Origin of the sequence: Nocardioides ganghwensis, from assembly GCF_014779655.1 — a bacterium.
GTDB classification, from domain to species: Bacteria; Actinomycetota; Actinomycetes; order Propionibacteriales; family Nocardioidaceae; genus Nocardioides; species Nocardioides ganghwensis.
Window position 1 is genome coordinate 68,194 of record NZ_JACXYX010000007.1, and the last position, 26,691, is coordinate 94,884.

At 71.4% G+C, this 26,691-nt stretch carries 27 protein-coding genes, 1 tRNA gene and 1 pseudogene; 11 read left to right on the plus strand and 18 right to left on the minus strand.

The features are described from left to right. The first annotated feature begins 76 nt into the window (after positions 1-76). Entirely contained in the window at positions 77-946 is an 870-nt protein-coding gene (locus IEZ24_RS10075; RefSeq protein ID WP_129453529.1) for a helix-turn-helix domain-containing protein, read from the plus strand. 86 nt (positions 947-1,032) lie between these two features. Further along, positions 1,033-2,610, plus strand: coding sequence for a S8 family peptidase (locus tag IEZ24_RS10080; RefSeq protein WP_129453530.1), 1,578 nt, complete (start codon positions 1,033-1,035; stop codon positions 2,608-2,610). A gap of 97 nt (positions 2,611-2,707) precedes the next feature. On the opposite strand, the gene leuS is transcribed toward IEZ24_RS10080, so the two are convergent. Further along, positions 2,708-5,203, minus strand: coding sequence for a leucine--tRNA ligase (leuS, locus tag IEZ24_RS10085; protein ID WP_129453531.1), 2,496 nt, complete (start codon positions 5,201-5,203; stop codon positions 2,708-2,710). Between the two features lie 188 nt (positions 5,204-5,391). On the opposite strand from leuS, the gene IEZ24_RS10090 reads away from it, so the two are divergent. Further along, positions 5,392-6,195, plus strand: coding sequence for a nucleotidyltransferase family protein (locus tag IEZ24_RS10090; RefSeq protein ID WP_129453532.1), 804 nt, complete (start codon positions 5,392-5,394; stop codon positions 6,193-6,195). Positions 6,196-6,198: 3 nt separating this feature from the next. Here the strand turns inward: IEZ24_RS10090 and IEZ24_RS10095 are convergent, their stop codons facing one another. Next, positions 6,199-6,687, minus strand: coding sequence for a DUF4870 domain-containing protein (locus IEZ24_RS10095; RefSeq protein ID WP_129453533.1), 489 nt, complete (start codon positions 6,685-6,687; stop codon positions 6,199-6,201). A 195-nt stretch (positions 6,688-6,882) separates the two neighbouring features. On the opposite strand from IEZ24_RS10095, the gene IEZ24_RS10100 reads away from it, so the two are divergent. Genes IEZ24_RS10100 through IEZ24_RS10115 form a run of 4 tightly spaced genes read left to right on the plus strand, consistent with a single transcriptional unit; the run spans position 6,883 to position 9,751 of the window. After that, positions 6,883-7,452: an ArsR/SmtB family transcription factor gene (locus tag IEZ24_RS10100; RefSeq protein ID WP_129453534.1), complete on the plus strand. Its 570-nt coding sequence runs from the start codon at positions 6,883-6,885 to the stop codon at positions 7,450-7,452. Beyond that, positions 7,449-8,699, plus strand: a complete 1,251-nt coding sequence (locus IEZ24_RS10105) for an MFS transporter (protein WP_129453535.1) — start codon at positions 7,449-7,451, stop codon at positions 8,697-8,699. Before IEZ24_RS10100 ends, IEZ24_RS10105 begins: the two co-directional genes overlap by 4 nt. 9 nt (positions 8,700-8,708) lie before the next feature. Beyond that, a complete protein-coding gene (locus IEZ24_RS10110; RefSeq protein WP_129453536.1) occupies positions 8,709-9,470 on the plus strand; it encodes an SDR family NAD(P)-dependent oxidoreductase in 762 nt (253 codons plus the stop codon). Continuing rightward, on the plus strand, positions 9,470-9,751 hold the full coding sequence (locus IEZ24_RS10115) for an ankyrin repeat domain-containing protein (protein ID WP_129453537.1): 282 nt from the start codon (positions 9,470-9,472) through the stop codon (positions 9,749-9,751). Before IEZ24_RS10110 ends, IEZ24_RS10115 begins: the two co-directional genes overlap by 1 nt. Here IEZ24_RS10115 and IEZ24_RS10120 read toward each other — a convergent pair. The 14 genes and pseudogenes from IEZ24_RS10120 to IEZ24_RS10180 form a co-directional block, all read right to left on the minus strand. Next, entirely contained in the window at positions 9,744-10,133 is a 390-nt protein-coding gene (locus IEZ24_RS10120) for a hypothetical protein (RefSeq protein ID WP_129453538.1), read from the minus strand. The two genes, IEZ24_RS10115 and IEZ24_RS10120, sit on opposite strands and share 8 nt — an antisense overlap. A 49-nt stretch (positions 10,134-10,182) precedes the next feature. Continuing rightward, positions 10,183-10,254 (minus strand): annotated as a pseudogene (locus IEZ24_RS22535) (hypothetical protein); the annotation flags it as partial. A gap of 62 nt (positions 10,255-10,316) precedes the next feature. Then, a complete protein-coding gene (gene rocD, locus IEZ24_RS10125; RefSeq protein ID WP_129453539.1) occupies positions 10,317-11,567 on the minus strand; it encodes an ornithine--oxo-acid transaminase in 1,251 nt (416 codons plus the stop codon). Positions 11,568-11,658: 91 nt separating this feature from the next. Continuing rightward, positions 11,659-11,734 (minus strand) — tRNA-Ala (locus IEZ24_RS10130). Between the two features lie 64 nt (positions 11,735-11,798). Continuing rightward, a complete protein-coding gene (locus IEZ24_RS10135) occupies positions 11,799-12,281 on the minus strand; it encodes a DUF4112 domain-containing protein (protein WP_207206692.1) in 483 nt (160 codons plus the stop codon). Further along, positions 12,278-12,907 carry a histidine phosphatase family protein gene (locus IEZ24_RS10140; RefSeq protein WP_165355964.1) on the minus strand — a complete coding sequence of 210 codons (630 nt, stop codon included), beginning with the start codon at positions 12,905-12,907 and terminating at the stop codon, positions 12,278-12,280. The genes IEZ24_RS10135 and IEZ24_RS10140 overlap by 4 nt, the downstream gene beginning before the upstream one ends. Continuing rightward, a complete protein-coding gene (rsfS, locus tag IEZ24_RS10145) occupies positions 12,904-13,263 on the minus strand; it encodes a ribosome silencing factor (RefSeq protein WP_129453541.1) in 360 nt (119 codons plus the stop codon). The genes IEZ24_RS10140 and rsfS overlap by 4 nt, the downstream gene beginning before the upstream one ends. Further along, positions 13,260-13,904: a nicotinate-nucleotide adenylyltransferase gene (nadD, locus tag IEZ24_RS10150; protein WP_275938071.1), complete on the minus strand. Its 645-nt coding sequence runs from the start codon at positions 13,902-13,904 to the stop codon at positions 13,260-13,262. Before nadD ends, rsfS begins: the two co-directional genes overlap by 4 nt. Positions 13,905-13,908: 4 nt before the next feature. Then, the gene (locus IEZ24_RS10155) at positions 13,909-14,055 is read right to left on the minus strand and encodes a hypothetical protein (protein ID WP_165355965.1); all 147 of its coding nucleotides are present in this window, start codon (positions 14,053-14,055) and stop codon (positions 13,909-13,911) included. A gap of 18 nt (positions 14,056-14,073) precedes the next feature. Continuing rightward, positions 14,074-15,324, minus strand: coding sequence for a glutamate-5-semialdehyde dehydrogenase (locus IEZ24_RS10160; protein ID WP_129453543.1), 1,251 nt, complete (start codon positions 15,322-15,324; stop codon positions 14,074-14,076). Positions 15,325-15,451: 127 nt separating this feature from the next. After that, complete coding sequence (locus IEZ24_RS10165; RefSeq protein WP_129453544.1) at positions 15,452-16,417, minus strand: electron transfer flavoprotein subunit alpha/FixB family protein; 966 nt, start codon at positions 16,415-16,417, stop codon at positions 15,452-15,454. A gap of 13 nt (positions 16,418-16,430) precedes the next feature. Beyond that, complete coding sequence (locus IEZ24_RS10170) at positions 16,431-17,213, minus strand: electron transfer flavoprotein subunit beta/FixA family protein (protein ID WP_242498377.1); 783 nt, start codon at positions 17,211-17,213, stop codon at positions 16,431-16,433. Between the two features lie 157 nt (positions 17,214-17,370). Beyond that, the gene (locus IEZ24_RS10175) at positions 17,371-17,673 is read right to left on the minus strand and encodes a hypothetical protein (protein WP_242498378.1); all 303 of its coding nucleotides are present in this window, start codon (positions 17,671-17,673) and stop codon (positions 17,371-17,373) included. Positions 17,674-17,748: 75 nt separating this feature from the next. Then, the gene (locus IEZ24_RS10180) at positions 17,749-18,525 is read right to left on the minus strand and encodes an enoyl-CoA hydratase/isomerase family protein (protein WP_129453547.1); all 777 of its coding nucleotides are present in this window, start codon (positions 18,523-18,525) and stop codon (positions 17,749-17,751) included. 79 nt (positions 18,526-18,604) lie between these two features. On the opposite strand from IEZ24_RS10180, the gene glgX reads away from it, so the two are divergent. After that, positions 18,605-20,782 carry a glycogen debranching protein GlgX gene (gene glgX, locus IEZ24_RS10185; RefSeq protein ID WP_242498379.1) on the plus strand — a complete coding sequence of 726 codons (2,178 nt, stop codon included), beginning with the start codon at positions 18,605-18,607 and terminating at the stop codon, positions 20,780-20,782. 8 nt (positions 20,783-20,790) lie between these two features. Here the strand turns inward: glgX and IEZ24_RS10190 are convergent, their stop codons facing one another. After that, positions 20,791-21,168: a VOC family protein gene (locus IEZ24_RS10190; RefSeq protein ID WP_129453549.1), complete on the minus strand. Its 378-nt coding sequence runs from the start codon at positions 21,166-21,168 to the stop codon at positions 20,791-20,793. Positions 21,169-21,268: 100 nt separating this feature from the next. Here IEZ24_RS10190 and IEZ24_RS10195 point away from each other — a divergent pair, with 100 nt between their 5' ends. Both IEZ24_RS10195 and IEZ24_RS10200 read left to right on the plus strand, forming a co-directional pair. Then, entirely contained in the window at positions 21,269-21,634 is a 366-nt protein-coding gene (locus IEZ24_RS10195) for a hypothetical protein (RefSeq protein WP_129453550.1), read from the plus strand. 24 nt (positions 21,635-21,658) lie between these two features. Further along, complete coding sequence (locus IEZ24_RS10200; RefSeq protein ID WP_165355966.1) at positions 21,659-21,814, plus strand: hypothetical protein; 156 nt, start codon at positions 21,659-21,661, stop codon at positions 21,812-21,814. A 117-nt stretch (positions 21,815-21,931) separates the two neighbouring features. Here the strand turns inward: IEZ24_RS10200 and glgP are convergent, their stop codons facing one another. Beyond that, positions 21,932-24,514 carry an alpha-glucan family phosphorylase gene (gene glgP / locus IEZ24_RS10205; RefSeq protein WP_129453551.1) on the minus strand — a complete coding sequence of 861 codons (2,583 nt, stop codon included), beginning with the start codon at positions 24,512-24,514 and terminating at the stop codon, positions 21,932-21,934. A gap of 192 nt (positions 24,515-24,706) precedes the next feature. Here glgP and IEZ24_RS10210 point away from each other — a divergent pair, with 192 nt between their 5' ends. Beyond that, entirely contained in the window at positions 24,707-26,686 is a 1,980-nt protein-coding gene (locus IEZ24_RS10210; RefSeq protein ID WP_129453552.1) for an alpha-1,4-glucan--maltose-1-phosphate maltosyltransferase, read from the plus strand. The last annotated feature ends 5 nt before the right edge of the window (positions 26,687-26,691 follow it).

Genomic DNA, 26,691 nt, shown 5'->3' on the forward strand with positions numbered 1-26,691 from the left:
CCACCGGCTACGGGAGCAGCCGCTCACCACGCGGTGGCGTGTTGCAGCCCTCGGGGGCCTCCGCTTGGATGTCCGGATGCGTGACAGGCCCGGGACCTTCGCCGACGCACTCAGGTCTGCCATCGACGCGCGCGGACTCAGCCTGGACCGGATCACCGACCACCTCGCCCAGCGTGGCGTCTCGGTCAGCTCGGCGACCCTGAGCTACTGGCGCTCCGGGCGCAGCGAGCCCGGGCGGAGGTCGTCCCTGGCCGCCCTGCCGCACCTCGAGGAGGTCCTCGGACTGCCTGCCGGCAGCCTCACGGCCGCCCTCCCCAGCACCCGCGAGCGCACGCCGCGGCACGCCGTACGGGGACTCGACGTCCTGTGGCCCGAGGAGCCCCACACCGCCGTCCTCGGCCGGCTGGACACGAGCTGGGACACCGAGCTGGCGCGGGTCTCGGTCCACGACGTCCTGCACATCGGCCCCGACCGTCGCCAGGCCCGCCTCACCGTCCGGCAGGCGATGCGCGCCCGGGCAGACGGACCCGACCGCCGCGTCGTGATGCACGCCCAGGACGACCTGGACGCCGGGCTCCCCGAGATCCGTCCGCTGCGCGGGTGCGCCCTCGGACGGGTGGAGCGGGACCCCGAGGCGGGCGTCGTCGGCGCCGAGCTGGTCTTCTTCCGGCCGCTGCGCCGGGGCGAGACCGTGATCGTGACGTACGACGTCGTCTCCCCCACCCCGGGCCCACGCGAGCACGAGTACACCCGCCGCCTGCGCCTGCCGATGCGCGAGTACCTGCTCGAGGTCGCGTTCGACCCGCGCGCGCTCCCGGAGAGCGTGGTGGCCTTCACCGAGGACCGTGAGCAGCCGATCACCCTGGACCGCGACCGGCGGGCCCACCTGGTCCACACCGACACCGCCCCGGGGACGACGGGGATCCGCTGGAGCTGGCCGAGTTAAGTGTTAAGCGGCGCCTGCCCCTTGCCCGGGACCGCGTCGGAAGGTCAAGGTCAGCCTCGTCCATCTGTCTCGGGAAGGATCCATCGATGAACCATGCACGCCCCCGACTGGCGGCAGGCCTGATCGCCTCGCTCGCCGGTGCCGCACTCGCCGTCTCACCGACCGCCACCCACGCGGCCGGCACGGAGAAGCCACAGGAGGCCCCGCAGGCCTCCGTCGCCGACGACGGCCTCGCGCCCGTCCTCGGCTCCTCGGCCGACGACCGCTACATCGTGGTGCTCGACAAGGAGGCGCCCGGCAAGAGCCTCAGCGCCGCCAAGGCCGACGTCCGCGCCGAGGGCGCGAGCATCACCCACACCTACACCTCGGTGATCGACGGCTTCGCCGCCAAGCTCAACGGCCGGGCCCTCGCCGCGCTGCGCAAGAACCCCAACGTCGCCTACATCGAGGCCGACAAGCCGGTGCAGCTCGACGCGACCCAGTCCCCCGCCACCTGGGGCCTGGACCGGATCGACCAGCGCGACCTGCCGCTCAACAACTCCTACACCTACAACGCCACCGGCGCGGGGGTGACGGCCTACATCATCGACACGGGCGTGCTCAACACGCACACGCAGTTCGGCGGCCGTGCGGTCTCGGGCTACACCGCGATCAACGACGGCCGCGGCACCACCGACTGCAACGGCCACGGCACGCACGTCGCCGGCACGGTCGGCGGCTCGACCTACGGCGTCGCCAAGGGCGTACGCCTCGTCGCGGTCCGCGTCCTCGACTGCAACGGCAGCGGCTCCAACTCCGGCGTCATCGCCGGCGTGGACTGGGTCACCCAGAACCACACCGCCGGCTCGCCGGCCGTGGCCAACATGAGCCTGGGCGGCGGCATCTCCTCCGCCCTCGACACGGCCGTGGCCAACTCGATCGCCGACGGCGTCACCTACGCGCTCGCCGCCGGCAACGACTCGGGCGCCAACGCGTGCAACAGCTCGCCCGCCCGCGTCGCGGCCGGCCTCACCATCGGGTCCACCACCAACACCGACGCGCGCTCCAGCTTCAGCAACATCGGCTCGTGCCTCGACATGTTCGCCCCCGGCTCCAACATCACCTCCGCCTGGCACACGGGCACCTCGGCGACCAACACCATCAGCGGCACCTCGATGGCGACCCCGCACGTCGCGGGTGCGGCAGCGCTCTACCTGCAGTCCAACCCGTCGGCCTCGCCGGCGACGGTCAACAACGCGCTGATCTCCACCGCGACCACCAACAAGGTCACCAACCCCGGCACGGGCTCGCCCAACCGCCTGCTCTACGTCGGCACGGGTGGCACCACGCCGCCGCCGGACCCGACCCCCACCACCTGCAGCACCATGCCCGAGACGGAGACCGGCTCGCTGAGCTCCGGCGGCGTCTCGTACCACCCCGGCACGAGCGACTACTACAACTCGGGTGCCGGCACCCACGTGGGCTGCATCTCGGGCCCCTCGGGCGCCGACTTCGACCTCTACCTCGAGAAGTGGAACGGCTCGACCTGGGTCGTGGTCGCGCAGGGAATCAGCAGCACCTCGGAGGAGAAGATCACCTACACCGGCACCGCGGGCTACTACTCGTGGCGCGTGCAGTCCTACTCCGGGTCGGGCAGCTACACCTTCGGCCTCGACCGGCCGTGAGGGTCAGCACCTGACCAGCACTCCTGAGTGACGAACGGCCCCGCGGCAGTGCCGCGGGGCCGTTTCGCACGCCTGGGACGCCAGGGGGCGGAACAGGTCAGACGACGACGTTGACCAGCCTGGGCGCGCGCACGATCACCTTGCGCACGGTGGCGCCGTCGATCGCGCGCTGCACGCCCGCGTCGGCGAGGGCGGCCGCCTCCAGGTCGGCCTCGGAGATGTCGGGCGACACCTCCAGGCGCGCCTTGACCTTGCCCTTGACCTGCACGACCGCGGTGACGGTGTCCTCGACCAGCAGCGCCTCGTCGACGACCGGCCACCCGGCGCGGGCGACCGTGGGCTCGTGGCCCAGGCGCTCCCACATCTCCTCGGCCGTGTATGGCGCGACCAGCGACAGCAGGACCGCCACCGCCTCGGTCGCCTCGCGCACCGCCGGGTCCGCGGGACCGCAGCCGGAGTCGATCGCCTTGCGAGTGGCGTTGACCAGCTCCATGACGCGGGCCACCACCACGTTGAAGCGGTAGGTCTCGACCAGCTCGGCCGCGTCGTGGACGGTGCGCGCGGTCGTACGCCGCAGCGCGAGGTCGCCGCCCGACACGTCCGCACCCGGGGCCGAGGTGACGTCGCCGGACAGTCGCCAGGCGCGCTGCAGGAAGCGCAGCGACCCGTCGGGCGACATGTTGGCCCAGTCGATGTCGTCCTCCGGCGGACCGGCGAAGACCAGGGTCAGCCGCACCGCGTCGACACCGAACGCGGCCAGCTGGTCGCCCAGGTTGACGCCGTTGCCCAGGGACTTGCTCATCTTCTTGCCCTGGTTGATCACGAAGCCCTGGTTGAGCTGGGCCGACCACGGCTCGCGGAAGTCGACCAGGCCCATGTCGTTGAGCACCTTGGTGAAGAACCGGCCGTAGAGCAGGTGCAGCACCGCGTGCTCGACGCCGCCGACGTAGAGGTTGCACGGCATCCAGGCGTTGACCTTGGCGCTGTCGAAGGCCTGGGTCTCGTCGTGCGGCGAGCAGTAGCGGAACATGTACCAGGACGAGTCGACGAACGTGTCCATGGTGTCGGTGTCGCGGGTCGCCGGGCCACCGCAGGTCGGGCAGGTCGTGTTGACCCAGTCGGTCGCGCCGCCCAGCGGCGAGGTGCCCTTGGGCTTCAGGTCGGCACCGGTCAGCACCGGCAGCGTCACCGGCAGCTGGTCCTCCGGCACCGGGACCTCACCGTCGACGGGGCAGTGGATGATCGGGATGGGCGGGCCCCAGTAGCGCTGGCGGCTGATCAGCCAGTCGCGCAGGCGGAAGTTGACCGCGCCGGAGCCGCGTCCGTCGGCCTCCAGCCGCTCGATGATCGAGCGGATGCCCGAGGCCTTGTCGCCCAGCCCGTCCAGGGGCCCGCTGTTGACGTACGTCCCGTCACCCGACGTCGCGACCCCGGTCTCCTCGGGGTTGTCGTCTCCGGTGTCGATGACCCGTCGGACCGGCAGGCCCATCGTCCGGGCGAAGTCCAGGTCGCGCTGGTCGTGGGCGGGCACCGCCATGATCGCGCCGGTGCCGTAGTCGGCCAGCACGTAGTCGCTGGCCCACACCGGGATCTCCTCGCCGGAGACCGGGTTGGTGGCGGTGATGCCCAGGTCGACGCCGGTCTTGGGCCGGTCGGTGGACAGCCGGTCGATGTCGGAGGCCTTGCGGACCTCGACCAGGTAGTCCTCCAGCGCCTGCGCGCGGTCGGGGTGCACGATCTCGGCAGCCAGCGCGGCATCCGCGGCGACCACCATGAACGTGGCGCCGTACAAGGTGTCGGGACGGGTCGTGTAGACCTCGATGTCGCGCTCACCGTCAGCCGCGTGCAGCGTGAACGTGACGTGGGCGCCCTCGGACCGCCCGATCCAGTTGCGCTGCGCGGTGACCACACGGTCGGGCCAGGTCTTCTCCAGCTCGTCCAGGCCGTCCAGCAGCTCCTGGGCGTAGTCGGTGATCTTGAAGTACCACTGGGTCAGCTCCTTCTTGGTCACCTCCGCCCCGCAGCGGTCGCAGACGCCGCCGACGACCTGCTCGTTGGCCAGGACGGTCTGGTCGTTGGGGCACCAGTTGACCGGGCTGTTCTTGCGGTAGGCCAGGCCACGCTCGTGGAACTTCAGGAACAGCCACTGCGTCCACCGGTAGTAGTCGGGGTCGCTGGTGTTGAAGGTCCGCGACCAGTCGAACGACGCGGCGTACTTCCGGCACGACTCGATCGAACGCGCGATGTTGGCGCGCGTGTAGGTGTCGGGGTGCTCGTCGTTGCGGATCGCGGCGTTCTCCGCCGGCAGGCCGAAGGAGTCGAAGCCCATCGGGTTCAGCACCTCGTAGCCGCGCTGCCACCAGTAGCGCGCCACCACGTCGTGCAGCGCGAACACCTCGGCGTGACCCATGTGCAGGTCGCCGCTCGGGTAGGGGAACATCGTCAGCGCGTAGCGCTTCTCGCGCGGGCTGTCGTCGTCGGCGCGGAACGGCTGGAGGTCCTCCCAGACCCGCTGCCACTTCGTCTCGGTGGCCTCGATGTCGTACGTCGCACGCTCGGGGTTCGCGTCGGGGGCTCCGGTGTCCTGGCTCATGGCGTGTCCTCTTGTTGCGGTCTGCTCGTGTGTCGCTGGGATGGCATGAAAAAACCCCTCACATGGAGGGGTGGCCGCGTGTCGGGTCCTGGGGGACGCGATCAGCGCGGCTGTCGAAGAAGGAGCTGCTGGCGCACGACGTCATCCTAACCTGTCCCCGTCACCGGCCGCGAAGGGATACTGCGATCGTGGCCGCTGACCTGGACAGGTACTCCGACGTGCTCGACCTCCTGCGTGGGCTGCCGACGCACTGCCCCGACGTGCGGGTCGTCGTGGTGAGCGGGTCCGCGGTGACCGGGGGCTACGACGCGCACTCCGACCTCGACGTCCAGGTGTGGACCGACGGTCCCCCGTCGGCGACGTACGACGAGGCCCTGGCGCTCGTGCACGACCGCTTCGACGTCGACCACGTCTGGCGGGTGGCCGCCGACCGCTGGCCGACGGCGGCCCAGGGCTTCATCCACCTCCAGCCGGACGCCGCCGACCTGTCCCGCCCCACGCGGCTCGTCGACCTCTTCGTCGACCGGCTGCCCGAGCGGCTGACCATCGACGTCCGACGGCACGGCACTCCCGAGGTGCTGCACGACCCGGACGGCCTGATCCACCTCGAGCACGACGACGAAGAGGTGATGGAGTCGCAGCGCAGGCGCGCGGTCGACCAGGCGGCCGCCCGTCGTCAGACCGGGGCGTGGCTGGTCGAGCGCGCGCTGGCCAGGGGTGACGTCGCCGAGGCGGCCTGGTTCCACATGCGGTTCGCGGTCGAGCCACTGGTGACCCTCCTGCGGATCCGGCACTGCCCGGCGCGGCACGACTTCGGGCTGCGCTACCTCCGCACCGACCTGCCGGAGGGGATGGCCGAGCGGGTGGAAGCACTGCTGCCCGGACCGGCAGGCTCCACCGACTCACCGACGTCGTCCCCCGAGGAGCTGCTGGCGGACCGGGCCCGGGCGGCGTTCGCGTGGCAGGACGAGGTCCTGCGCGAGCTCACGTGAGGCTCAGCTGACGAACCGCGGCGTGAGCGGCGGGTTCCACCACTCGCCGTTGTAGGCCTTGACCGCCCCGACCACGTGGAGGATGCCGGCGATCACCGGCGGCACGAAGAACACCGGCAGGAAGACGAGGAAGCCGACGCCGAGGGTGACGATGCCGAGGACCACGTAGAGGACCGTGACGACCACCAGCCAGATGAACATCGAGATCTGGACGTTGAGCGAGTTGGCGGCGTGGGACCGGACGAAGGGACCGCGGTCCTTGTACATCACGTAGACCACGATCGAGGCCAGGAACCCGAGGAAGCCGGCGGAGAACACCATGGCCGCGACGGCTCCGGCGTGGCTGATGGCGCCCCACGTGCGCTCCTCCTGCGGCGAGATCGTCGGCGGCGCGGCACGGTAGGCGGTGTCGGGCTGCTGGCCGAACGACTGCTGGCCGTAGGGCCGCGTCGGGTCGGGTCCCTGCGAGTCGCTGGGGTACTGGTCGGACATCTCACTCACTCCTCGGCGGGCCGGGTGCCCTGCTGTCGAGGACAAGCCAACCACGCACCCCAGCCGTTTTCACCCCGTTCCGGGGTCGAGTCAGGGTGCGGTCAGGGTCGCACCCGGGACGACTGCCCAAGAAGTGTTTGACAGTCGGCTGCGTCCTGCCGCACACTCACTCCCCAAGAACTCTTGGAGGGTGATGTGGACGAGACCGATCCCGCGGCAGTGACCCGGCTGCGGGCGACCGCGCACCCCGTGCGGCTGCGCATCCTGTCGCTGCTGACCGCGGAGGCGATGAGCGCCGCCGAGGTGGCCCGCACGCTCGAGATCACCCACGCCAACGCGTCCTACCACCTGCGCCAGCTGCACGACGCCGGCGAGCTCGTCGTCGAGAGCGAGGAGAAGATCCGCGGGGGCGTGGCCAAGCGCTACCGGTACGACGCCTCCCGCGACCTGCGCACCCACCGGCCCGGCGTCGACGAGCGCGTCGCCTACGCCCGCGCCATCGCCCTGGAGGTCGAGCGGCGGCTGCGCGAGGTCGCTCCGGGCACGTCGACCTCCAGCGACCTGGAGACCTGGGTCGACGTCGGGACCTGGCACCGGGCGCTCGACCTCCTCCACGAGGCCTCGCACCTCCTCCATGCGGCCGCGAGGCCGGCGGGGACGCCCGACACCGTCCACGTCAGCGCGACGACGACCGCCTTCACGATGACTGGCGGCCTCACCGGCGAGGCGGTCCGGTGGGACCCGGCCCGCGAGGAGACCCGATGACGTGGTCCGCCGCGATCGCGCCGCTGCGCAACCGCAACTTCGCGTGGTACTTCGCGTCGCGGTTCGTCAACACGCTCGGCAACATGATGGCCAGCATCGCGCTCGCCTTCGCCGTGCTGGACATCACCGACTCCCCCACCGCCCTCGGTCAGGTGCTGGCCGCCCACACGATCCCGATGATCGCGCTGCTGCTCTACGGCGGGGTGATCGCCGACAGGTTCCCGCGCACCGTGGTGCTCCAGTCCTCCAACCTCGCCTCGGCCGTGAGCCAGGGCGCCATGGCGGCCCTCGTGCTGACCGGCGAGGCCGAGATCTGGATGCTGGTCGTGCTCGCGGGCGTGCACGGTGTCGTGTCCGGAGTCGGGTTCCCGGCGATGGCCAGCGTCCTGCCGCAGCTGGTCGAGCGCACCGACCTCCAACCGGCGAACGCACTCGTCTCCCTGACCCGCAACGGCATGATGGTGCTCGGTCCCACGATCGGCGCGCTCCTGGTGGTCACGGTCGGCTCGGGCTGGGCGCTCGCGGTGGACGCCGCCACCTGGCTGCTCGCCGCACTGCTCCTCGTGCCGGTGCGGCTACCCGCCCGCCAGCCGCGGGCAGAGGCTCCCGACACCCTCCGTGAGCTGCGCGAGGGCTGGTCGTTCTTCTGGGCCACCCCGTGGCTGTGGACGGTCGTCGTCGGCTTCGGCGTGCTCAACGCGATCCACACCGGCGCGTGGTTCACCCTCGGACCGGCGGTCGCCGACGACACCATCGGACGCCAGGGCTGGGGCTACGTGCTGTCCGCCGAGGCGGCCGGCCTGCTGCTCACGACCGTGGTCCTGCTGCGTGTACGGCTCGAGCGTCCCCTGCTGCTGGGGATGCTCGGCATCGCGCTGATCGCCCCGCCCATGCTGCTGCTCGGCGTGTCACCCCACCTCGTGGGGCTCGTGACCGCGGCCTTCCTCGCCGGCGCCGGCACCGAGGTCTTCGGCATGGGCTGGAACCTGGCCATGCAGGAGAACATCGAGGACGGCATGCTGTCGCGCGCCTACTCCTACGACGCACTCGGCTCCTTCATCGCGATGCCCGTCGGTCAGCTCGCCTGGGGGCCGCTCGCCGTGGCCTTCGGCTTCCAGCCGGTGCTGGTCGTCTCCGCGATCGCCTACGTCGGGGTGGTGGCGCTGGTGCTCTGCTCCCGCTCGGTGCGCGAGCTGCCGCGCGCACCGGTGACCCCTGCGTCCGCGGTGACGACCACCACGCCCTAGGGTCCCGCCATGGGAGTCATGGAGATGTTCCGCCTGGACGGCAAGGTCGTCATCGTCACCGGCGCCTCGAGCGGGCTGGGGGTCGCGTTCGCCCACTGCTTCGCCGAGGCGGGCGCCGACGTCGTGCTCGGCGCGCGCCGCGTCGACAAGCTCGAACGGGTCGCCGCCTCCGTACGCTCGACGGGCCGCCGGGTGCACACGGTCGCCACCGACGTGGCCGACCCCGAGCAGTGCCAGCGGCTCGTGGACGAGGCGATGGCGAAGTTCGGCCGGGTCGACGTGCTCGTCAACAACGCCGGCGTCGGCACGGCCGTCCCCGCCACCCGGGAGACGCCCGAGCAGTTCCGCTCGGTCATCGACGTCAACCTCAACGGCTGCTACTGGATGGCGCAGGCGTGCGGGCGCGTCATGGAGCCCGGGTCGAGCATCATCAACATCTCCTCGATCCTCGGCATCACCACCGGCGGCCTGCCGCAGGCGGCGTACTCCGCGTCGAAGGCGGGCCTCGGCGGGCTCACCCGCGACCTCGCCCAGCAGTGGACGGGCCGCAAGGGCATCCGGGTCAACGCCCTCGCCCCGGGCTTCTTCGCCTCCGAGATGACCGAGACCTACCCCGACGGCTACCTCGACCTCGCCCTCCAGCGCGTCCCGGCCGGGCGCAAGGGCGACCCGCACGAGCTCGCCGCCACCGCGGTGTGGCTGGCGTCCGACGCCGCCGGCTACGTCACCGGGCAGATGATCCCGGTCGACGGCGGCCTGACGATCGCCTGATGTCGCACGGCGACTACAAGGCGTTCTTCGCCGCGGCCTGCTCCGGCGACCTCGCGCTGGTCGAGCACCACCTCGACGCCGGGGTCGACGTCGACTTCGTCCACCCCGAGCTCCAGTCGACCGCGCTCGTGGCAGCGATCGAGGAGGGCCGCGAGGACGTCGCGCTGCTGCTCCTCGACAGCGGGGCCTCCCCGACGCTCCGCTCGCCGCTCGAGGGCATGACGCCGTTCGAGGCCGCACGCGCGGCGGGGCTCGACCGGGTGGTGGCGCGGCTCAGCTGAGCCAGGGCTCGCCCGCGACGACCCCGTCCGTACGCCGTCCCGCTGCCGCCTGCTCGAGCCACTGCACGGCCTCGCCGTCCGCGAAGCGACCGCTGCTCCCCCAGCCGTCGAGGGAGCGCGTGACCGAGCGTCGGCGTCCCCGCACCGCGTAGACGCCACCGCTCAGGGCCAGCACGAACGCGTCGTGTGCGTCGACCTGCTCGGCGGTCGGGGAATCGCCGATCGTGGGCTGTCTCTCGAGGACCTCGACCGGGTCGCCGACACCGACCACGACGACGTCGTGGCGGTCGAGCGGGTGCGACGAACCGGCGCCGGTCGGGCCGGGCGACGACGCCGACGCCGTCGAGGTCGAGGTGCGCGAGCTGGACGTTGGACTCGTCACTGCCGGGCGCGATCAGCTCGACGTACGCCGGCCCGGGCCCGCGCACGAGGGCGTTGACCGTTCCGACCGGGTGTGCTCCCCCGCGTGCGGCAGGCAGACCGGCGGCGGTCCACCGGGCCATGGCGTCGTCGAGGTCCTCGACGGCGACGACGAGGTGGTCGAACCGCGCGACCACGGCTCGGCTCAGGCGGCCGCGAGGATCTCGGTGACCGCAGTGACGAGCCCGGCGATGTCCTCGTCGCTGGCCACCAGCGGCGGGGCGAAGCGGACGGTCGACCCGTGGGTGTCCTTGGCGAGGATGCCGCGGGCCATCAGCGCCTCGGACATCTGCCGGCCGGACATCAGCGACGGATCGATGTCGATGCCGGCCCAGGCGCCGCGGACGCGTACGTCGGACAGGCCCTTGCCCACCAGCGGGCCGAAGCCGGCCTCGAGCTGGGCGCCGATCTCGGCGGAGCGGGCCTGGAAGGTGCCCTCCTCCAGCATCGCGACGACCTCGGTGCCGATGGCGGCGGCGAGCGGGTTGCCGCCGAAGGTCGATCCGTGGGAGCCGGGCGTGATGACGTCCATGACCTCGCGGTCGGCGGCGATCGCGGAGACCGGGTAGATGCCGCCGCCGAGCGCCTTGCCCATGATGTAGATGTCGGGGACGACGTCCTCGTGGTCGCACGCGAAGGTGCGGCCCGAGCGCGCCAGGCCCGACTGGATCTCGTCGGCGACCATCAGCACGTTGCGCTCGGTGCAGAGCGCGCGCAGGTCGCGCAGGAAGCCCTCGGGCGGCATGACGACCCCGCCCTCGCCCTGGATGGGCTCGAAGAGGACCGCGACGGTGGTCTCGTCGATGGCCGAGGCGATCGCCTCGATGTCGCCGTACTTCACGCCGCGGAAGCCGGTGGTGAACGGGGCGTAGCCGGAGGTCGCCACGTCGTCGTCGGAGAAGCTGACGATGGTGGTGGTGCGGCCGTGGAAGTTGCCCTCCATGGTGATGATCGTGGCCTGGCCGGCGGGCACGCCCTTGACCTCGTAGCCCCACTTGCGGCTGACCTTGATGGCGGTCTCGACGGCCTCGGCGCCGGAGTTCATCGGCAGGATCATGTCCTTGCCGGTGAGGCGGCACAGCGCCTCGGCGAAGCCGCTCAGCTTGTCGTTGAAGAACGCGCGACTGGTCAGCGTGAGCCGGCCGAGCTGCTCGCGCGCGACGGCGACGAGGCGCTCGTTGGAGTGACCGAAGTTGAGCGCCGAGTAGCCCGCGAGGCAGTCGAGGTAGCGCTTGCCGTCGACGTCGACGACCCACGCGCCGTCGCCCTCGGCGAGGACCACCGGGAGCGGGTGGTAGTTGTGCGCCGCGTAGCGCTCGGTGGCCTCGATGTGGGCGCTCGTGAGCTCGGAGAGCTGCGGCGACGTGGTGCTGGTGGAGAGGTCGGTCGCGGTCATGAGCACATGGTGCCACCGCCCCGATCCGTTCGCCGACTCGGCGACGTCCGGACGCGCGAAGAGGCCGGACCTCACGGTCCGGCCTCTTCGTTGGTGGAGCTGAGGGGACTCGAACCCCTGACCCTCTGCATGCCATGCAGATGCGCTACCAGCTGCGCCACAGCCCCAACAGCCGAGAACATTAGCGGACGGTTCCGCGAGGGTGAAATCGGGGTCCCCCTCCACGCGGGATCAGGTGATCCAGCGCCACAGGAGCCAGATCCCGAGCACCGTGGCGGCGACCCCGGCGAGGAGCGGGACCACCATGAGCGCCACCGCGCCGGCGACGTACGCCGGGCTCGGGGGCTCGCGCAACGGCTCGCGCTCGACCTCGCGGAGGAGCAGCCGGAGGTTCTTGCGGTTGGCGCGATGGGCGACGTCGAGGAGGTCCCCGACACCGGGCACGAGTCCCAGGACCGCGTCGAGGAGAAGGTTCAGCCCCATCCGGGCGAGCACGACCATCGGCACACGGGCGCGTACGGCGTCGCGGACGATCACGCTCGACAGGGCGCTGCCCACGAGGTCGCCGATGCCCGGGACCAGGCCGATCACGGCGTCGAGGCCGATCCCGATGCGGGTGCCGGGCACGGTCACCGCGTCGTCCATGACCCGGGCGACCTGCCGGCTCAGGGCGACGTCGACCTCACGCGCGCGCTCGCCCGCCGAGCGCCTCACGGGGTCGCGACCCGGTTCCAGGCCGTCAGCCGCCAGCGCTCGGTCCCACCTGTCCAGAAGGACGCGGAGTGCTCGAGCTCGACCCACCCGCAGTTGGCGAGGCCGCCGAGCGCCTCGCCCGGTCCGTCGCCCCAGCCGAGGAAGGCGGACACGGCGACGCGCAGCGCGGCACCGTGCGAGACCACCAGGCCGGTCTCACCGTCCCCGAGCGAGTCGGCGTACGTCGTGAGGGCCGGGAGGAACCGCGCGAGCACGTCCTCGTCGGTCTCGCGCCCGGGGATGCCGGCGATCTCGCCCGCCAGCAGGGCGGCGTACTCGTCGGGGAAGGCGGCGGCGTACTCGTCCGTGGTCAGGCCCGTGCGGTTCGCGCCCACGTCGAACTCCCGCAGGCGGGCGTCGAGGGCCGGCTCGAGTCCGCACTCGGCGGCGACGGCCTCGGCCGTGGCCGAGGCCCGCGCCAGGTCCGAGGACCAGACCGACACCGGCGCCATGGCGGCCAGGAGGGGCGCGACCTCCTTGGCCTGCGCCAGGCCGACGTCGTCCAGCGGCACGTCGGCGTGCCCCTGGGCGCGACCGGCGTCGTTCCAGGCGGTCCGCCCGTGACGGAGGAGGACCAGGCGCCTCACGTGAGGGTCAGCGGGATGAGCGGGCAGTCGCTCCAGAGGCGCTCGAGGGCGTAGAACGAGCGCTCCTCCTCGTGCTGGACGTGCACCACGATCTCGCCGTAGTCGAGGAGGACCCAGCGGCCCTCCTTGTGGCCCTCGCGCCGGATCGGCTTCGCGCCGGACTCGCGGAGCTTGTCCTCCACCTCGTCGACGATCGCGCCGACGGCCCGCTCGTTGCTCGCGCTGGCCAGCACGAACGCGTCGGTGATCGCTAGCTGGTCGCTCACGTCGAAGGCCAGGACCTGGTCAGCCTTCTTGTCGTGCGCGGCCTGGGCCGCGACGGCGACGAGCTCGAGGGCGTGGTCGGTGGCAGTCATGCGGTGTCCTTGCTGGTCGTGGTGCTGGTGGCGGGTGCCGTGTAGAGGCGGTGCTTGGCGATGTACTGCACCACACCGTCCGGCACGAGGTACCAGACGGGCTCCCCTCGACGCTTGCGCTCGCGGCAGTCGGTGGAGGAGATCGCGAGGGCCGGGATCTCGACCATGGTGACCCGGTCGGACGGGATCCGGGCGAGCGCCTCGGGGTCCATCTCGTAGCCCGGCCGGGTGCAGCCGACGAAGTTCGCGAGATCGAAGAGCTCCTCGGCGTCGCGCCACGTGAAGATGTCGGCCAGAGCGTCGGCGCCGGTGATGAAGAACAGGTCCGCGTCGGGCATCTCGGCCCTGAGGTCGCGCAGCGTGTCGATGGTGTAGGTCCTGCCCGCGCGGTCGATGTCGACCCGGGAGACGTTGAAGCGCGGGTTGGCGGCCGTGGCCACCACCGTCATCAGGTAGCGGTGCTCGGCCGGGGTGACCGTGCGGTCGCTCTTCTGCCAGGGGTCGCCGGTGGGCACGAAGACGACCTCGTCGAGGTCGAACCACGCCTGCACCTCGGACGCGGCGACGAGGTGGCCGTGGTGGATGGGGTCGAACGTGCCGCCCATCACCCCGACGCGACGCCGTGCCCCAGGAGTCGCCACCGGATCAGCTGTGTTCGCGACCGCCGCCGAAGGAGACCACGGCCAGGAGCAGCACCATGAGGAGGACCAGGGTCACGGCGCCGATGACGTAGGGGTGGACGGCGGGCTCGCTCTCGGCCTCGGCGGCAAGCGTGATGACGGTGCTCAGCATGGGCTCACCCTACCGGCATCACCGTACGTGGCCCTCGCCGACCACGACGTACTTGCTCGACGTCATCTCCGGGAGCCCCATCGGACCGCGGGCGTGCAGCTTCTGGGTGGAGATGCCGATCTCGGCCCCGAAGCCGAACTCAGCCCCGTCGGTGAAGCGCGTGGACGCGTTCACCATCACGGCGGCGGAGTCGACCGCGGCGACGAAGCGACGGATCGTGCCCTGGTCGCGGGCCACGATCGCCTCGGTGTGGCCCGAGGAGAACCGACGGATGTGCTCGATCGCGCCCTCGACGTCGGCGACGACCGCGGCGGAGATCTCCAGTCCGAGGAACTCCGCGGCGTGGTCGTCGTCGGTGACCGGGACGACGTCGTCGTACTCCGCGAACGCAGGGTCACCGTGCACGAGCACGCCGGCCTGCTGCAGCGCCTCCACCACGAGCGGCAGGAACTCGTCGGCGACGTCCTCGTGCACCAGCAGCGACTCGGCCGCGTTGCAGACGCTGGTGCGGTGGGTCTTGGAGTTCATCACGATGGCCAGCGCCTGCTCGAGGTCGGCCGAGGCGTCGACGTAGACGTGGCAGTTGCCGACGCCGGTCTCGATCACCGGCACGGTCGACTCCTCGACCACGCTGCGGATCAGCCCGGCACCGCCGCGCGGGATCAGCACGTCGACGAGCCCGCGCGCCCGCATCAGCGCCTTCACCGAGTCGTGGGTCTCGCCGGGCACCAGCTGGACGGCGTCCTCGGGCAGGCCGCTGCCGGCGAGCGCGCCGCGCATCGCCGCGACGATCGCCGCGTTGCTCGACCGGGCGCTCGACGAGCCGCGCAGCAGCACCGCGTTGCCGGACTTGAGGCAGATCCCGGCGGCGTCGGCGGTCACGTTGGGGCGGGCTTCGTAGATCATCCCGACCACCCCGAACGGCACACGCACCTGGCGCAGCTCGAGACCGTTGGCCAAGGTGCTGCCGCGCAGCACCTCGCCCACCGGGTCGGGCAGCGCGGCGACGTCGCGCAGCCCCTGGGCCATCGCCTCGAGCCGGCCCTGGTCCAGGCGCAGCCGGTCGACGATGTTGGCGGGGGTGCCGCCGGCCTCGGCCCGGGCGACGTCCTCGGCGTTGGCTGCCAGGACCTCCTCGGCGCTCGCCACGAGGGCCTCGGCCATCGCGTGGAGCGCAGCGTCCTTGGTCGCCCGGGTGGCCGTGGCCAGCTCGTGGCTGGCGGTGCGGGCGCGCAGGGCCACCTGCCGAACGGCTTCCTCGCTGCTCATGGGACCGAGCGTAGGCCGAGCCGACGCCTCCGCGGTCGCCGTCTCGTATCGCAGGGCGGCGCCGGTGGAGACGCACAGTGGCCCGGCAGGAAGACCTGCCGGGCCACTGGACGAGGAGCTGCGCTGGTCAGCCCTTGCGCTCGGTGATCTTCTCGGTGGCGGCGGGCAGGACGGTGTGGAGGTCGCCCACGACACCGAAGTCGACGAGCTCGAAGATCGGGGCCTCCGGGTCCTTGTTGACCGCGACGATCGTCTTCGAGGTCTGCATGCCGGCGCGGTGCTGGATCGCACCCGAGATGCCGTTGGCGACGTAGAGCTGCGGCGAGACCGTCTTGCCGGTCTGGCCGACCTGGAAGGCGTGCGGCATCCAGCCAGAGTCGACCGCGGCACGCGAGGCACCGACGGCCGCCCCGAGGGAGTCGGCGAAGCCCTCGACGGGCTCGAAGTTGCCGCCGGTGCCACGACCACCGGAGACCACGATCGCGGCCTCGGTCAGCTCGGGACGACCGGTGGACTGGCGCGGCTGGGTGGCCACGATCTGCGCGCCCTTGGCCGCATCCGACACGGTCACCGCGACCGCCTCGACCGCACCGGCACCCTCGGCCTCCTCGGGGGCGGCCGAGTTGGGCTTGACCGTGATGATCGGCGTCCCGGTGGTGACCTTGGCCTGCACGGTGTAGTTGCCGGCGAACACGCTCTGCGTGGTCACGGCGCCCCCGTCGGGCCCAGCGGCGACGTCGACGGCGTCGGTGATCAGGCCCGAGCCCAGCTTGATCGCCAGGCGACCGGCGACCTCCTTGTTCTCGAACGTCGACGGCAGCAGGATCGCAGCCGGGCTGCTCTTCTCGGCCAGCTGCTGCAGGGCCTCGGCCTTCGGCGCGACGAGGAAGCCCTTGATCTGGGCGTCGTCGACGACGTAGACCTTCGCCGCGCCGTACTTCTTGACCTTCTCGGCCACGGCGTCGCCCTGGTCGGGCGAACCGAAGAACACCGCGGACGGCTCGCCGAGGCGACGCGCGAGGGTCAGCAGCTCGTAGGTCGGCTTCTTGACCTCGCCGTCGGCGTGGTCGATGACAACAAGAACCTCAGACATCTCTGGCTGCTCCTCAGATGAACTTCTTGGACGCGAGGAACTCGACCAGCGCGCCAGCGCCCGAGCCGTCCTCGTCGGTGACGACCTCGCCGGCCGTACGGGGCGGGCGGGCCGTGGTGTCCTCGACCTGCGTGTAGGCCACCGACAGGCCGACCTGGTCGGCGTCGAGGCCGAGGTCGGTCAGCGACCACGTCTCCAGCGGCTTCTTCTTCGCCGCCATGATGCCCTTGAAGGACGGGTAGCGGGCCTCGCCGGACTGGTCGGTCACGCTGAGCACGATCGGCAGCGTCGCGCCGATGACCTCGGTCGAGCCCTCGTTGTCGCGCTTGATGCGGACCTGGTCGCCCTGGGACTCCACGACCGACGCGAGCGTCACCTGTGGCATGCCGAGGCGCTCGGCCAGCATCGCGGGGACCACGGAGCCGGAGGCGTCGGTCGAGGCCATGCCGCAGACCACGAGGTCGGCACCGGTGTCGGCCTTGATCTTCTCGATCGCCTTGGCCAGCACCAGCGAGGTGCCGAGGTAGTCGGAACCCGCGATGGCGTCGTCGACGACGTGCACACCGGAGTCGGCGCCCATCTGCAGCGCCTTGCGCACCGCGTCGACCGCCTTCTCCGGGCCCACGGTCAGAGCGGTGACGGTGATCTCCTCACCCTCGCGCTTCTCACGGAACTGCAGGGCCTGCTCCACGGCGTACTCGTCGAGCTCGGACAGCAGGCCGTCGACGCCAACGCGGTCGACGGTGAAGTCGTCCTCGAACTTGCGGTCGGCCGTGGCGTCCGGCACGTACTTCACACAGACAACAATGTTCATGGTGTGTGGCCTCGCGGCCCCTCCTGTGCAATCGGATGTGCTCGTGAGGTTACTAGCCGGTCATCGCCGATCGGAATGGCGATCCGGGTGTGGTCGCTCACAGTGACACTGTCACGGTCAGGTCACGGTCGGCGTCCGGTCAGGGCTTGACGATGCGGTCCAGGACCCGGCCCACGACGAGCCACGCGATGGCCCCGAGGCCCCAGTTGAACAGCGCGTTCTTGACCTGGGCCCCGTCACCGCGGAACTGCTTGATGCCGTCCTGGCGGGAGAAGACCCCGACGTCGACGTAGTCGGCGGCCCGCAGGACGAAGTCGACCAGCGCGTTGGACGTGTTGGCGTCCAGGGCGATCAGCAGCGCGCCGACCGCCAGCACCAGCGCGCAGAGCGCGCACACCAGCCAGATCAGCTGCGCCAGCCTCGCCCGGATCTTCGTTGCCACAGTCGTCGTCTCCCTCTGTCGTGTCAGGCTCGTCGTGTCAGGCTCGTTGTGTCGGCGCTCGTCCCGTGGTGTCGCTCATCGACCCACGAAGGTCGCCTTGCCCGGTCCGTTCTCAACGAACGAGGTGATGCCGCGGGTACGGTCCTCCGTCGCGAAGACACCGGCGAACTGCTGCCGCTCGATCTCCAAGCCCGTGTCGAGGTCGACCTCGCTGCCCCGGTCGATGCACTCCTTGGCGGCCCGGACCGCGAGGGCGGCGGCCCCGCTGAACTGCGCGGCCCACGCCACGGACTCCTCCAGGACCTTGTCGGCCGGGACGACCCGGTCCACCAGGCCGATGCGCAGGGCCTCGTCGGCCTTGACGAAGCGGCCGGTGAAGATGATGTCCTTCGCCCGGGAGGCGCCGACCAGGCGCGCGAGGCGCTGGGTGCCGCCGGCCCCGGGGATGATGCCGAGGAGCACCTCGGGCTGGCCGAGGACGGCGTCCTCGGCGGCGAAGCGCAGGTCGGCGGCCAGGGCGAGCTCGCAGCCGCCGCCCAGGGCGTACCCGTTGACGGCGGCGACCACCGGCTTCGGGATGCGCGCGACCGCGGTGGTGGCGGAGCTGACCGACGCGGAGACCTTCACCATGTCGGAGTAGCTCAGGTCCGCCATCTCCTTGACGTCGTTGCCGGCCGCGAAGACCCGCTCGCCGCCCCACAGGACCACGGCGCGGACGTCGTCGCGCTCGGTGAGCTCGGCGGCCGCCTCGCGCAGGTCGGCCTGGACCTGCACGCTGATCGCGTTCATCTTCGGGCGGTCCAGCCGCAGGACGGCGACGCCGTCGGTCACGTCGATCGAGACGAACTCCATGGTGGCTCCTCATCGTGGTGCGGTCGCGGGTGCGAGCCGCATTGTGCCGTGCGTGGACGATGCCACCACAATGGCTCGCGTGACACCGCCCCCCGAGACGACGACGGTCTGGAACCACGACGGCGAGACGATGACCGTCTGGCCGGGACGCAACTACCCCCTGGGCGCCACGTGGTCCTCCGAGTCGACCAACTTCGCCGTCTACGCTCCCGCCGCCTCCGCGATGTGGGTGTGCCTCTTCGAGGACGACGGCACCGAGGTCCGCCACCGGCTCACCGAGCACTCGCTCGGCGTGTGGCACGGCGCCCTTCCGGGCGTCGCCCCCGGCACCCGCTACGGCTACCGGGCCGACGGTCCGTGGGACCCGGAGGCGGGCCTGCGGTTCAACCCGGCGAAGCTGCTGCTCGACCCCTACGGCAAGGCGGTCTCGGGCGACCTCGTCGTCGACGACGCGATCTTCGGCTACACCAAGGACGACCCCGAGACGATCAGCGACCTCGACTCCGCGCCGTACGTGCCGCGCAGCGTCGTGGTCTACGACGACTTCCAGTGGGGGCCGGACACCTCGCCGCGCCGCCGGTGGCGCGACACGGTCATCTACGAGATGCACGTCAAGGGCATGACGATGCTGCACGACCGGGTGCCGGAGGACCTGCGGGGCACGTACGCCGGGCTCGCGACGCCCGCGGTGACCGACTACCTCAAGGACCTCGGCGTGACGGCGGTCGAGCTGCTGCCGGTGCACCAGTTCTTCTCCGAGCCGGCGCTCGCCGAGCGGGGCCTGGTCAACTACTGGGGCTACAACTCGCTGTGCTTCTTCGCCCCGCACAACGCCTACGCCGCCTCCGGCGACCGCGGGCAGCAGGTGACCGAGTTCAAGCAGATGGTCAAGGACTTCCACGCCGCCGGCCTCGAGGTGATCCTCGACGTCGTCTACAACCACACCGCCGAGGCGGGCCCGCTCGGGCCGACGCTGAGCTTCCGCGGGCTCGACGACCGCGGCTACTACCAGCGCGTGGCTGCCCCGGCGCCCGAGGCGGGCGACGAGCCCGGACCGGTGCGCTACTGGGACGTCACCGGTTGCGGGAACACCGTCGACTCCACCCACACCCAGAGCCTGCGGATGATCCTCGACTCGCTGCGCTACTGGGTCAGCGAGATGCACGTCGACGGCTTCCGCTTCGACCTGATGAGCGCGATCACCCGGACGAACCAGGTCGTCGACATGGGCTCGCACCTGCTCACCGCGATCGGGCAGGACCCCGTGCTGCGCCACGTGAAGCTCATCGCCGAGCCGTGGGACGCCTCGATGGACGGCTACCGGGTGGGCCAGTTCCCGCCGCCCTGGATCGAGTGGAACGACCAGTTCCGCGACACCGTCCGCGACTTCTGGCGCGGCCACTCCGGCGGCGTGCGCACCGTCGCGACCCGGTTGGCCGGCTCGAGCGACCTGTACGCCGACGACGGCCGCTCGCCCTACGCGTCGGTCAACTTCATCACCGCCCACGACGGGTTCACCGTGCGCGACCTGGTGTCCTACAACGAGAAGCACAACGAGGCCAACGGCGAGGACAACCGCGACGGCACCGACAACAACCGGTCCTGGAACTGCGGCGTCGAGGGCGAGACCGACGACCCGGAGATCATCGCGCTGCGACGCCGCCAGGCCGCCAACCTGATGGCCACGCTGTGCTTCTCCAGCGGCGTGCCGATGCTGACGGCCGGCGACGAGCGCGGCCGTACGCAGGGCGGCAACAACAACGCCTACGGCCAGGACAACGAGACCTCGTGGATCGACTGGCGCCCCGACGACGCGTGGCTCGACGTCTACGAGATCACCAAGACGGCCCTGCGCCTGCGCCGCGAGCACCCCGTGCTGCGGCAGCGGCACTGGTTCGAGGGCCGTCCCACCATCAAGGGCGGGATCAAGGACCTGGTGTGGGTGCACCCCAGCGGCCGCGAGATGACCGTCGAGGACTGGAACGACGACGCCATCCGCACGATCGGCATGTTCCTCAACGGGGCTCCGCTGCGCTCCCCCGGGCCGCGCGGCGAGCAGGTCCGCGACCAGTCGTTCATGATCTGGCTCAACTCCGGTGCGGACGACGTGGAGCTGGTGCTGCCCGCCAACCAGTGGGTCCACCACGGCGAGGTCGTGCTCTCGACGAACGCCGAGCTCGCGGTCGGCACGCCGGTCGTCGCCGGCGGGACGCTGGACCTCCAGGCCCGGTCGGTGCTCGTCCTGCGCCAGACCTGAGCCAGGACTCAGGAGGCCGGCTCGAACACCTCGACGGGGTTGCCCGCCGGGTCGGCGACGAGGAACTGGCGCCCGCCCGGTCCGGCGACGACGTCGCCGAGCGGCTCCACCCCCGCCTCCCGCAGACGCGCGAGCTCGGCGTCGAGGTCGCCCACCACCAGGTGGATCCGGTTGCGCCCCGGTCCGGCCAGCTCGTCCGGCGTCGCACGCGCCCCGGAGGTCTGCGGTCCCGAGAGCAGCAGGCGCAGAGGTCCCCGTACGACGTCGGCGAACGGCGGCGCCGGGCGGCTGAGCAGCGTGAACCCGAGGACGTCGGTGTAGAACGCGACCGCGGCGTCGACGTCGTCGACGAGGTAGCGGACGCTGGCGTACTGGTCGTCCGGCATGGCGGACCTCCTTGCTGACCGCGCTGTCCTCCCACCCTCGACCCGGGTCCAGCGGTGGTCAAGGGGGCTGGGTCGTCGGCCCGTCTGCGAGGATGTCCCCATGGCCAGCAGCGTTCCCGCGCGACGTACGGAGAAGGGCCGCAGCCACCTCCTCGACCTCGACGCGCCCCGTCAGGTGATCAAGGACCCCGAGAAGGACGCGCGCGACCTCGCGCGGGTGCAGCGCTGGGTGATGTCGACGCTGGCCGTGACCACGATCCTTCACCTCGTCGTGGGCCTGGTGGTGGCGGGCGTGATGCTCGACGGTCCGATGTCGTCGCGGCTCGGGCTCCACGTCATCGCCGGTGTCTTCGGCGCGATCGCCGTCGCAGCCGGACGTGCGATCCACGGCAAGTCGATCCTGTCGCCCTGGCTCCTGCTCGGGGCGGTCCCGACCGCGGTCGGGCTGTGGCTGACCCTCGTCTGATCCTCCGGGCGCTACCCTCGCGACATGGGAGCCCCTGAGGACCGCGCCGACTCGCGCTTCACCACCCTGCCCGACGGCGTACGCCTCGAGGACACCGTCGCGGGCGTCGACACCGGGCGTACGCCCGAGCCCGACGACGTCCGCAACTTCGAGCAGCACGCCGCGACGCGAGACGACTGACGGCGTCGGACGCGTAGACGCGCGGACTGAACCTCGAGGCCGCCGGGCCGCCCACGCTCAGGTGGGCGAACCGGCGGCACTTCGGTCCGCGTGTCTACGCCGACCTGAGGGCCGACCTCAGGCGGGCTCGGCCACCAGCCCCAGCTCGGCCACCGATGCGAGCGCGTCGTTCTTGGGCAGCGCGCGCACGGTGTAGCCGAAGGCACCGGAGTGGTCGAGCAGGACGGTCGCGTCGAAGCGGTGCCGGTTGCCGTCGTAGGACTCCCCCACCGCCATCGGCGTGACGGAGGTGGCGGTCAGCTCGTCGTCCGAGCCGATCTTGCCGTGCACCACCTGGATCTCGACGTCCGACGGCGACAGCGACCCGAGCGCGACCCAGGCGCGTACGGCGAGGGTGGCGCCGACCTCGGCCTGGTCGCCGACGCCCTCGGAGTCGACGTGCTCGACCCGGACGCCGTGCCAGGCCGCGCGGACCGACTGCTTCCAGGCGGACAGCTCGTGGGCACCGGCGTAGTCGGAGTTGAGCGACCGCGCGGTGTGCGCCGCGGGGGCGTAGAGCTCGCGGACGTAGTCGCGCACCTGACGGGTCGCCAGCACCTTGGGGCCGAGCGACTTCAGGGTGTGGCGCACCATCTCCAGCCAGCGCGGCGGCACACCCTCGTCGTTGGTCTCGTAGAACCGCGGGACGACCTCGGTCTCGAGGAGGTCGTAGAGCGCGTGCGCCTCGAGGTCGTCACGACGGTCGGGGTCGTCGATGCCGTCGGCCGACGGGATCGCCCAGCCGTTGTTGCCGTCGTACCACTCGTCCCACCAGCCGTCGAGGATCGACAGGTTGAGGCCGCCGTTGAGCGCGGCCTTCATGCCGGACGTGCCGCACGCCTCGTAGGGGCGCAGCGGGTTGTTGAGCCACACGTCGCAGCCGGGGTAGAGCGGCTGCGCCATCGCGATGTCGTAGTTGGGCAGGAACGCGATGCGGTGCCGGATCTCCGGGTCGTCGGCGAAGCGCACCATCTCCTGGATGAGCCGCTTGCCGGTCTCGTCGGCCGGGTGCGCCTTGCCGGCGATGACCAGCTGGATCGGACGCTCGGGGTCGAGCAGGAGCTTCCTGAGCCGGGCGGGGTCGCGCAGCATCAGGGTGAGGCGCTTGTACGTCGGCACGCGCCGCGCGAAGCCGATGGTCAGCACGTCGGGGTCGAGGGCGGTGTCGATCCACGTGGTCTCCGCCGGGGCGAAGCCGCGCTTGGCCGCCGAGCGGCGCATCCGGTCGCGAGCGTCGTCGACGAAGCGGGTGCGCAGCGTGCGCTTGAGGTCCCAGATCTCGCGGTCGCCGATCTGGTCGACCATCGGCCAGAGCGCGTCGGTGTCGTCACCGTCGATGTCGGCACCACGGCTCGCGGCGAGCTCGATGACCTCGCGGGCGATCCAGGTCGGGCCGTGCACGCCGTTGGTGATCGAGGTGATCGGGACCTCGGCCTCGTCGAAGGCGGGCCAGAGGCCGTTGAACATGCCGCGTGACACGTGGCCGTGCAGCTGGGACACGCCGTTGGCGCGCTGGGCGAGCCGGAAGCCCATGACCGCCATGTTGAAGACGCCGGCGTCGCCGCCGTCGTAGTCCTCCGCGCCCAGCGCGAGCACGCGCTCCACGGGGACGCCCGGGGTGGGGCTGTTGCCGCCGAAGTACTGGGAGACCAGCTCGCGCGGGAAGCGGTCGATGCCGGCCGGCACGGGCGTGTGGGTCGTGAAGACGGTCCCGGCGCGGGAGACCTCGAGCGCGGTGTCGAAGTCGAGGTGCGGACCGTCCTCGCCGACGGTCAGCTCGCGGATCCGCTCGATGCCGAGGAAGCCGGCGTGCCCCTCGTTGGTGTGGAAGACCTCCGGGGCCGGGGCCCCGGTGATGCGTGACCACACCCGCAGGGCGCGTACGCCGCCGACGCCGAGGAGCAGCTCCTGGCGGAGCCGGTGCTCGGAGTTGCCGCCGTAGAGGCGGTCGGTCACGTCGCGGTAGTGGGAGCTGTTGTCCTCGATGTCGGTGTCGAGCAGCAGCAGCGGCACGCGGCCGACCTGGGCCACGAGGATCCGGGCCACGAGGTCGGGCCCGTCGGGCAGCGCGATCGAGACGGTCGCCCGGCTGCCGTCCGCCTCGCGCAGCTGGGTGAGCGGCAGCTCGTCGGGGTCGAGGACCGGGTAGCTCTCCTGCTGCCAGCCGTCGCGGTCCAGGGCCTGCTTGAAGTAGCCGTGGCGGTAGAACAGCCCGACGCCGATCAGCGGGATGCCGAGGTCGGAGGACGCCTTGAGGTGGTCGCCGGCGAGGATGCCGAGACCGCCGGAGTACTGGGGCAGCACCGAGCTGATGCCGTACTCCGGGGAGAAGTACGCGATGGAGCGGGGCGCGTCCGCGCCGGCCTTCCGGGCGTACCAGCGGTCCCCGGTGAGGTAGCGCTGGAGGTCGGCGTGGGCCGCGTCGAGGCGCGCCCGGAACTCGTGGTCGCCGGCCAGCTCCTCGAGGCGCTCACGGCCCACCGCACCGAGGAGGCGCACCGGGTCGCACTTGACCTGGCGCCACAGCCCGGGGTCGATCGAGGAGAACACGTCTTGCGTCGGAGGATGCCACGACCAGCGGAGGTTGCCGGCCAGGACCGACAGCGCCCCCAGGGGCTCGGGCAGGACAGGACGGACGGTGAATCGTCGGAACGCTCGCACGATCCTGCACGCTAGGGCATTTCTTGGAACGATCCAAGTGATCGGGCCGACCCATCGCCAACCTCTCGGTGCGTCGCGCCGTCGTCGCGGCACGACGTGGCCCGCCGCCGATCGGACCGTCCCGTGTCAAAGGGGTGAGACCGGGACCCGCCCGGCTTGCGTCGCGACCCCGACCTTCGCAAGTGTGGGGTCATGGTTGGACGGATACCCGTGATGGATGTCTCTCCCGTGGTCGACCTGGGTCGCCAGTCGGCCAAGGCCACCGTGGGCGAACCGATGCCCGTGCGCGCGGCGGTGTTCCGCGAGGGCCACGACCAGCTGGCCGCCGAGGTGGTGGCCACCGACCCGACGGGGCGCACCCGCGACCCGGTGCGGATGCGTCCCGACGGCGACGCCCCGAACCGCTACGTCGCCCACGTCACCCCCGACGTCCCCGGCGAGTGGACCTTCGAGATCCACTCCTGGTCCGACCCGGTCGCGACCTGGCAGCACGACGCGGGCATCAAGATCCCGGCCGGGGTCGACGTCGAGCTGATGTTCACCGAGGCCCGGCTGCTGCTCGAGCGGGTGGCAGCCGGCACCGGACCGCAGCGGCTCGACAAGGCGTCGGCGACCGTCGTCTCCGGTGCGCTCGCCGCCGCGTCCGACACCGAGCGACCCGTCGGCGCGCGCCTCGCCGCGCTGCAGGACCCCGACCTCGACGAGGTGCTGCTCGCCCACCCGCTGCGTGAGCTGCTCACGGTGACCGGGCCGTTCCGGTTCCGCGCCGATCGCACCCGCGCCCTCTTCGGCAGCTGGTACGAGTTCTTCCCGCGCTCCGAGGGTGCGACGCGCGACGAGAAGACCGGCAAGGTCACCACCGGCACGTTCCGCACGGCCATGGAGCGGCTCGACCGGGTCGCCGAGATGGGCTTCGACGTCATCTACCTCCCGCCGGTCCACCCCATCGGCGAGGTCAACCGCAAGGGCCCCAACAACACCCTCACCCCCGGCCCCGACGACCCCGGCTCGCCCTGGGCGATCGGCAGCAAGGACGGCGGCCACGACGCCATCCACCCCGACCTCGGCACGTTCGCCGACTTCGACGCCTTCGTCGCCCGGGCCCGCGAGCTCGACCTCGAGGTCGCCCTCGACCTCGCCCTCCAGGCCGCGCCCGACCACCCGTGGGTGACCACCCACCCGCAGTTCTTCACCACGCGCGCCGACGGCACCATCGCGTACGCCGAGAACCCGCCGAAGAAGTACCAGGACATCTACCCGATCAACTTCGACAACGACCCGTCCGGCATCTGCCGCGAGGTGCTGCGGATCGTGAGGCTCTGGATGTCGCACGGCGTGCGGATCTTCCGCGTCGACAACCCGCACACCAAGCCGCTCGCGTTCTGGGAGTGGCTGCTGGCGGAGGTGCGGCGCACCGACCCCGACGTGATCTTCCTGTCCGAGGCGTTCACCAAGCCGGCGATGATGCACGGCCTCGGTGCCGTGGGCTACCACCAGAGCTACACCTACTTCACGTGGCGCACCGGCAAGCGCGAGATCGAGGACTACCTCGTCGAGGTCTCGTCCGAGTCCGACCACCTGATGCGGCCGAACTTCTTCGTCAACACCCCCGACATCCTCCACGCCTACCTGCAGTACGGCGGGCCGGCCGCGTTCAAGGTGCGCGCCGCACTCGCCGCCACCGGGTCTCCGAGCTGGGGCGTGTACGCCGGCTACGAGCTGTTCGAGCACGTGGCGGTGAAGCCGGGCTCGGAGGAGTACCTCGACTCGGAGAAGTACCAGATCCGGATCCGCGACTGGAAGAAGCACGACGCGGAGGGCACCACCCTCGCGCCCTACCTCACCCGCCTCAACGAGATCCGCCGCCACCACCCGGCGCTGCAGCTGCTGCGCAACGTCACCATCCACCACAGCGACGACGACCAGGTGCTGGTCTTCTCCAAGAGGCACGGGGACGACGTCGTCGTCAGCGTCATCAACCTCGACCCCCACGGCACCCGGGAGACCATGGTCCACCTCGACATGCCGGCGCTCGGCCTCGACTGGCACGACTCCTTCGTCGCGCACGACGAGATCACCGGCGCCGACTGGAGCTGGAGCGCGCACAACTACGTACGTCTCGACCCCGGGTGGGAACCCGCCCACATCATCAGCGTCAGGAGGACCCGTTGACCGAC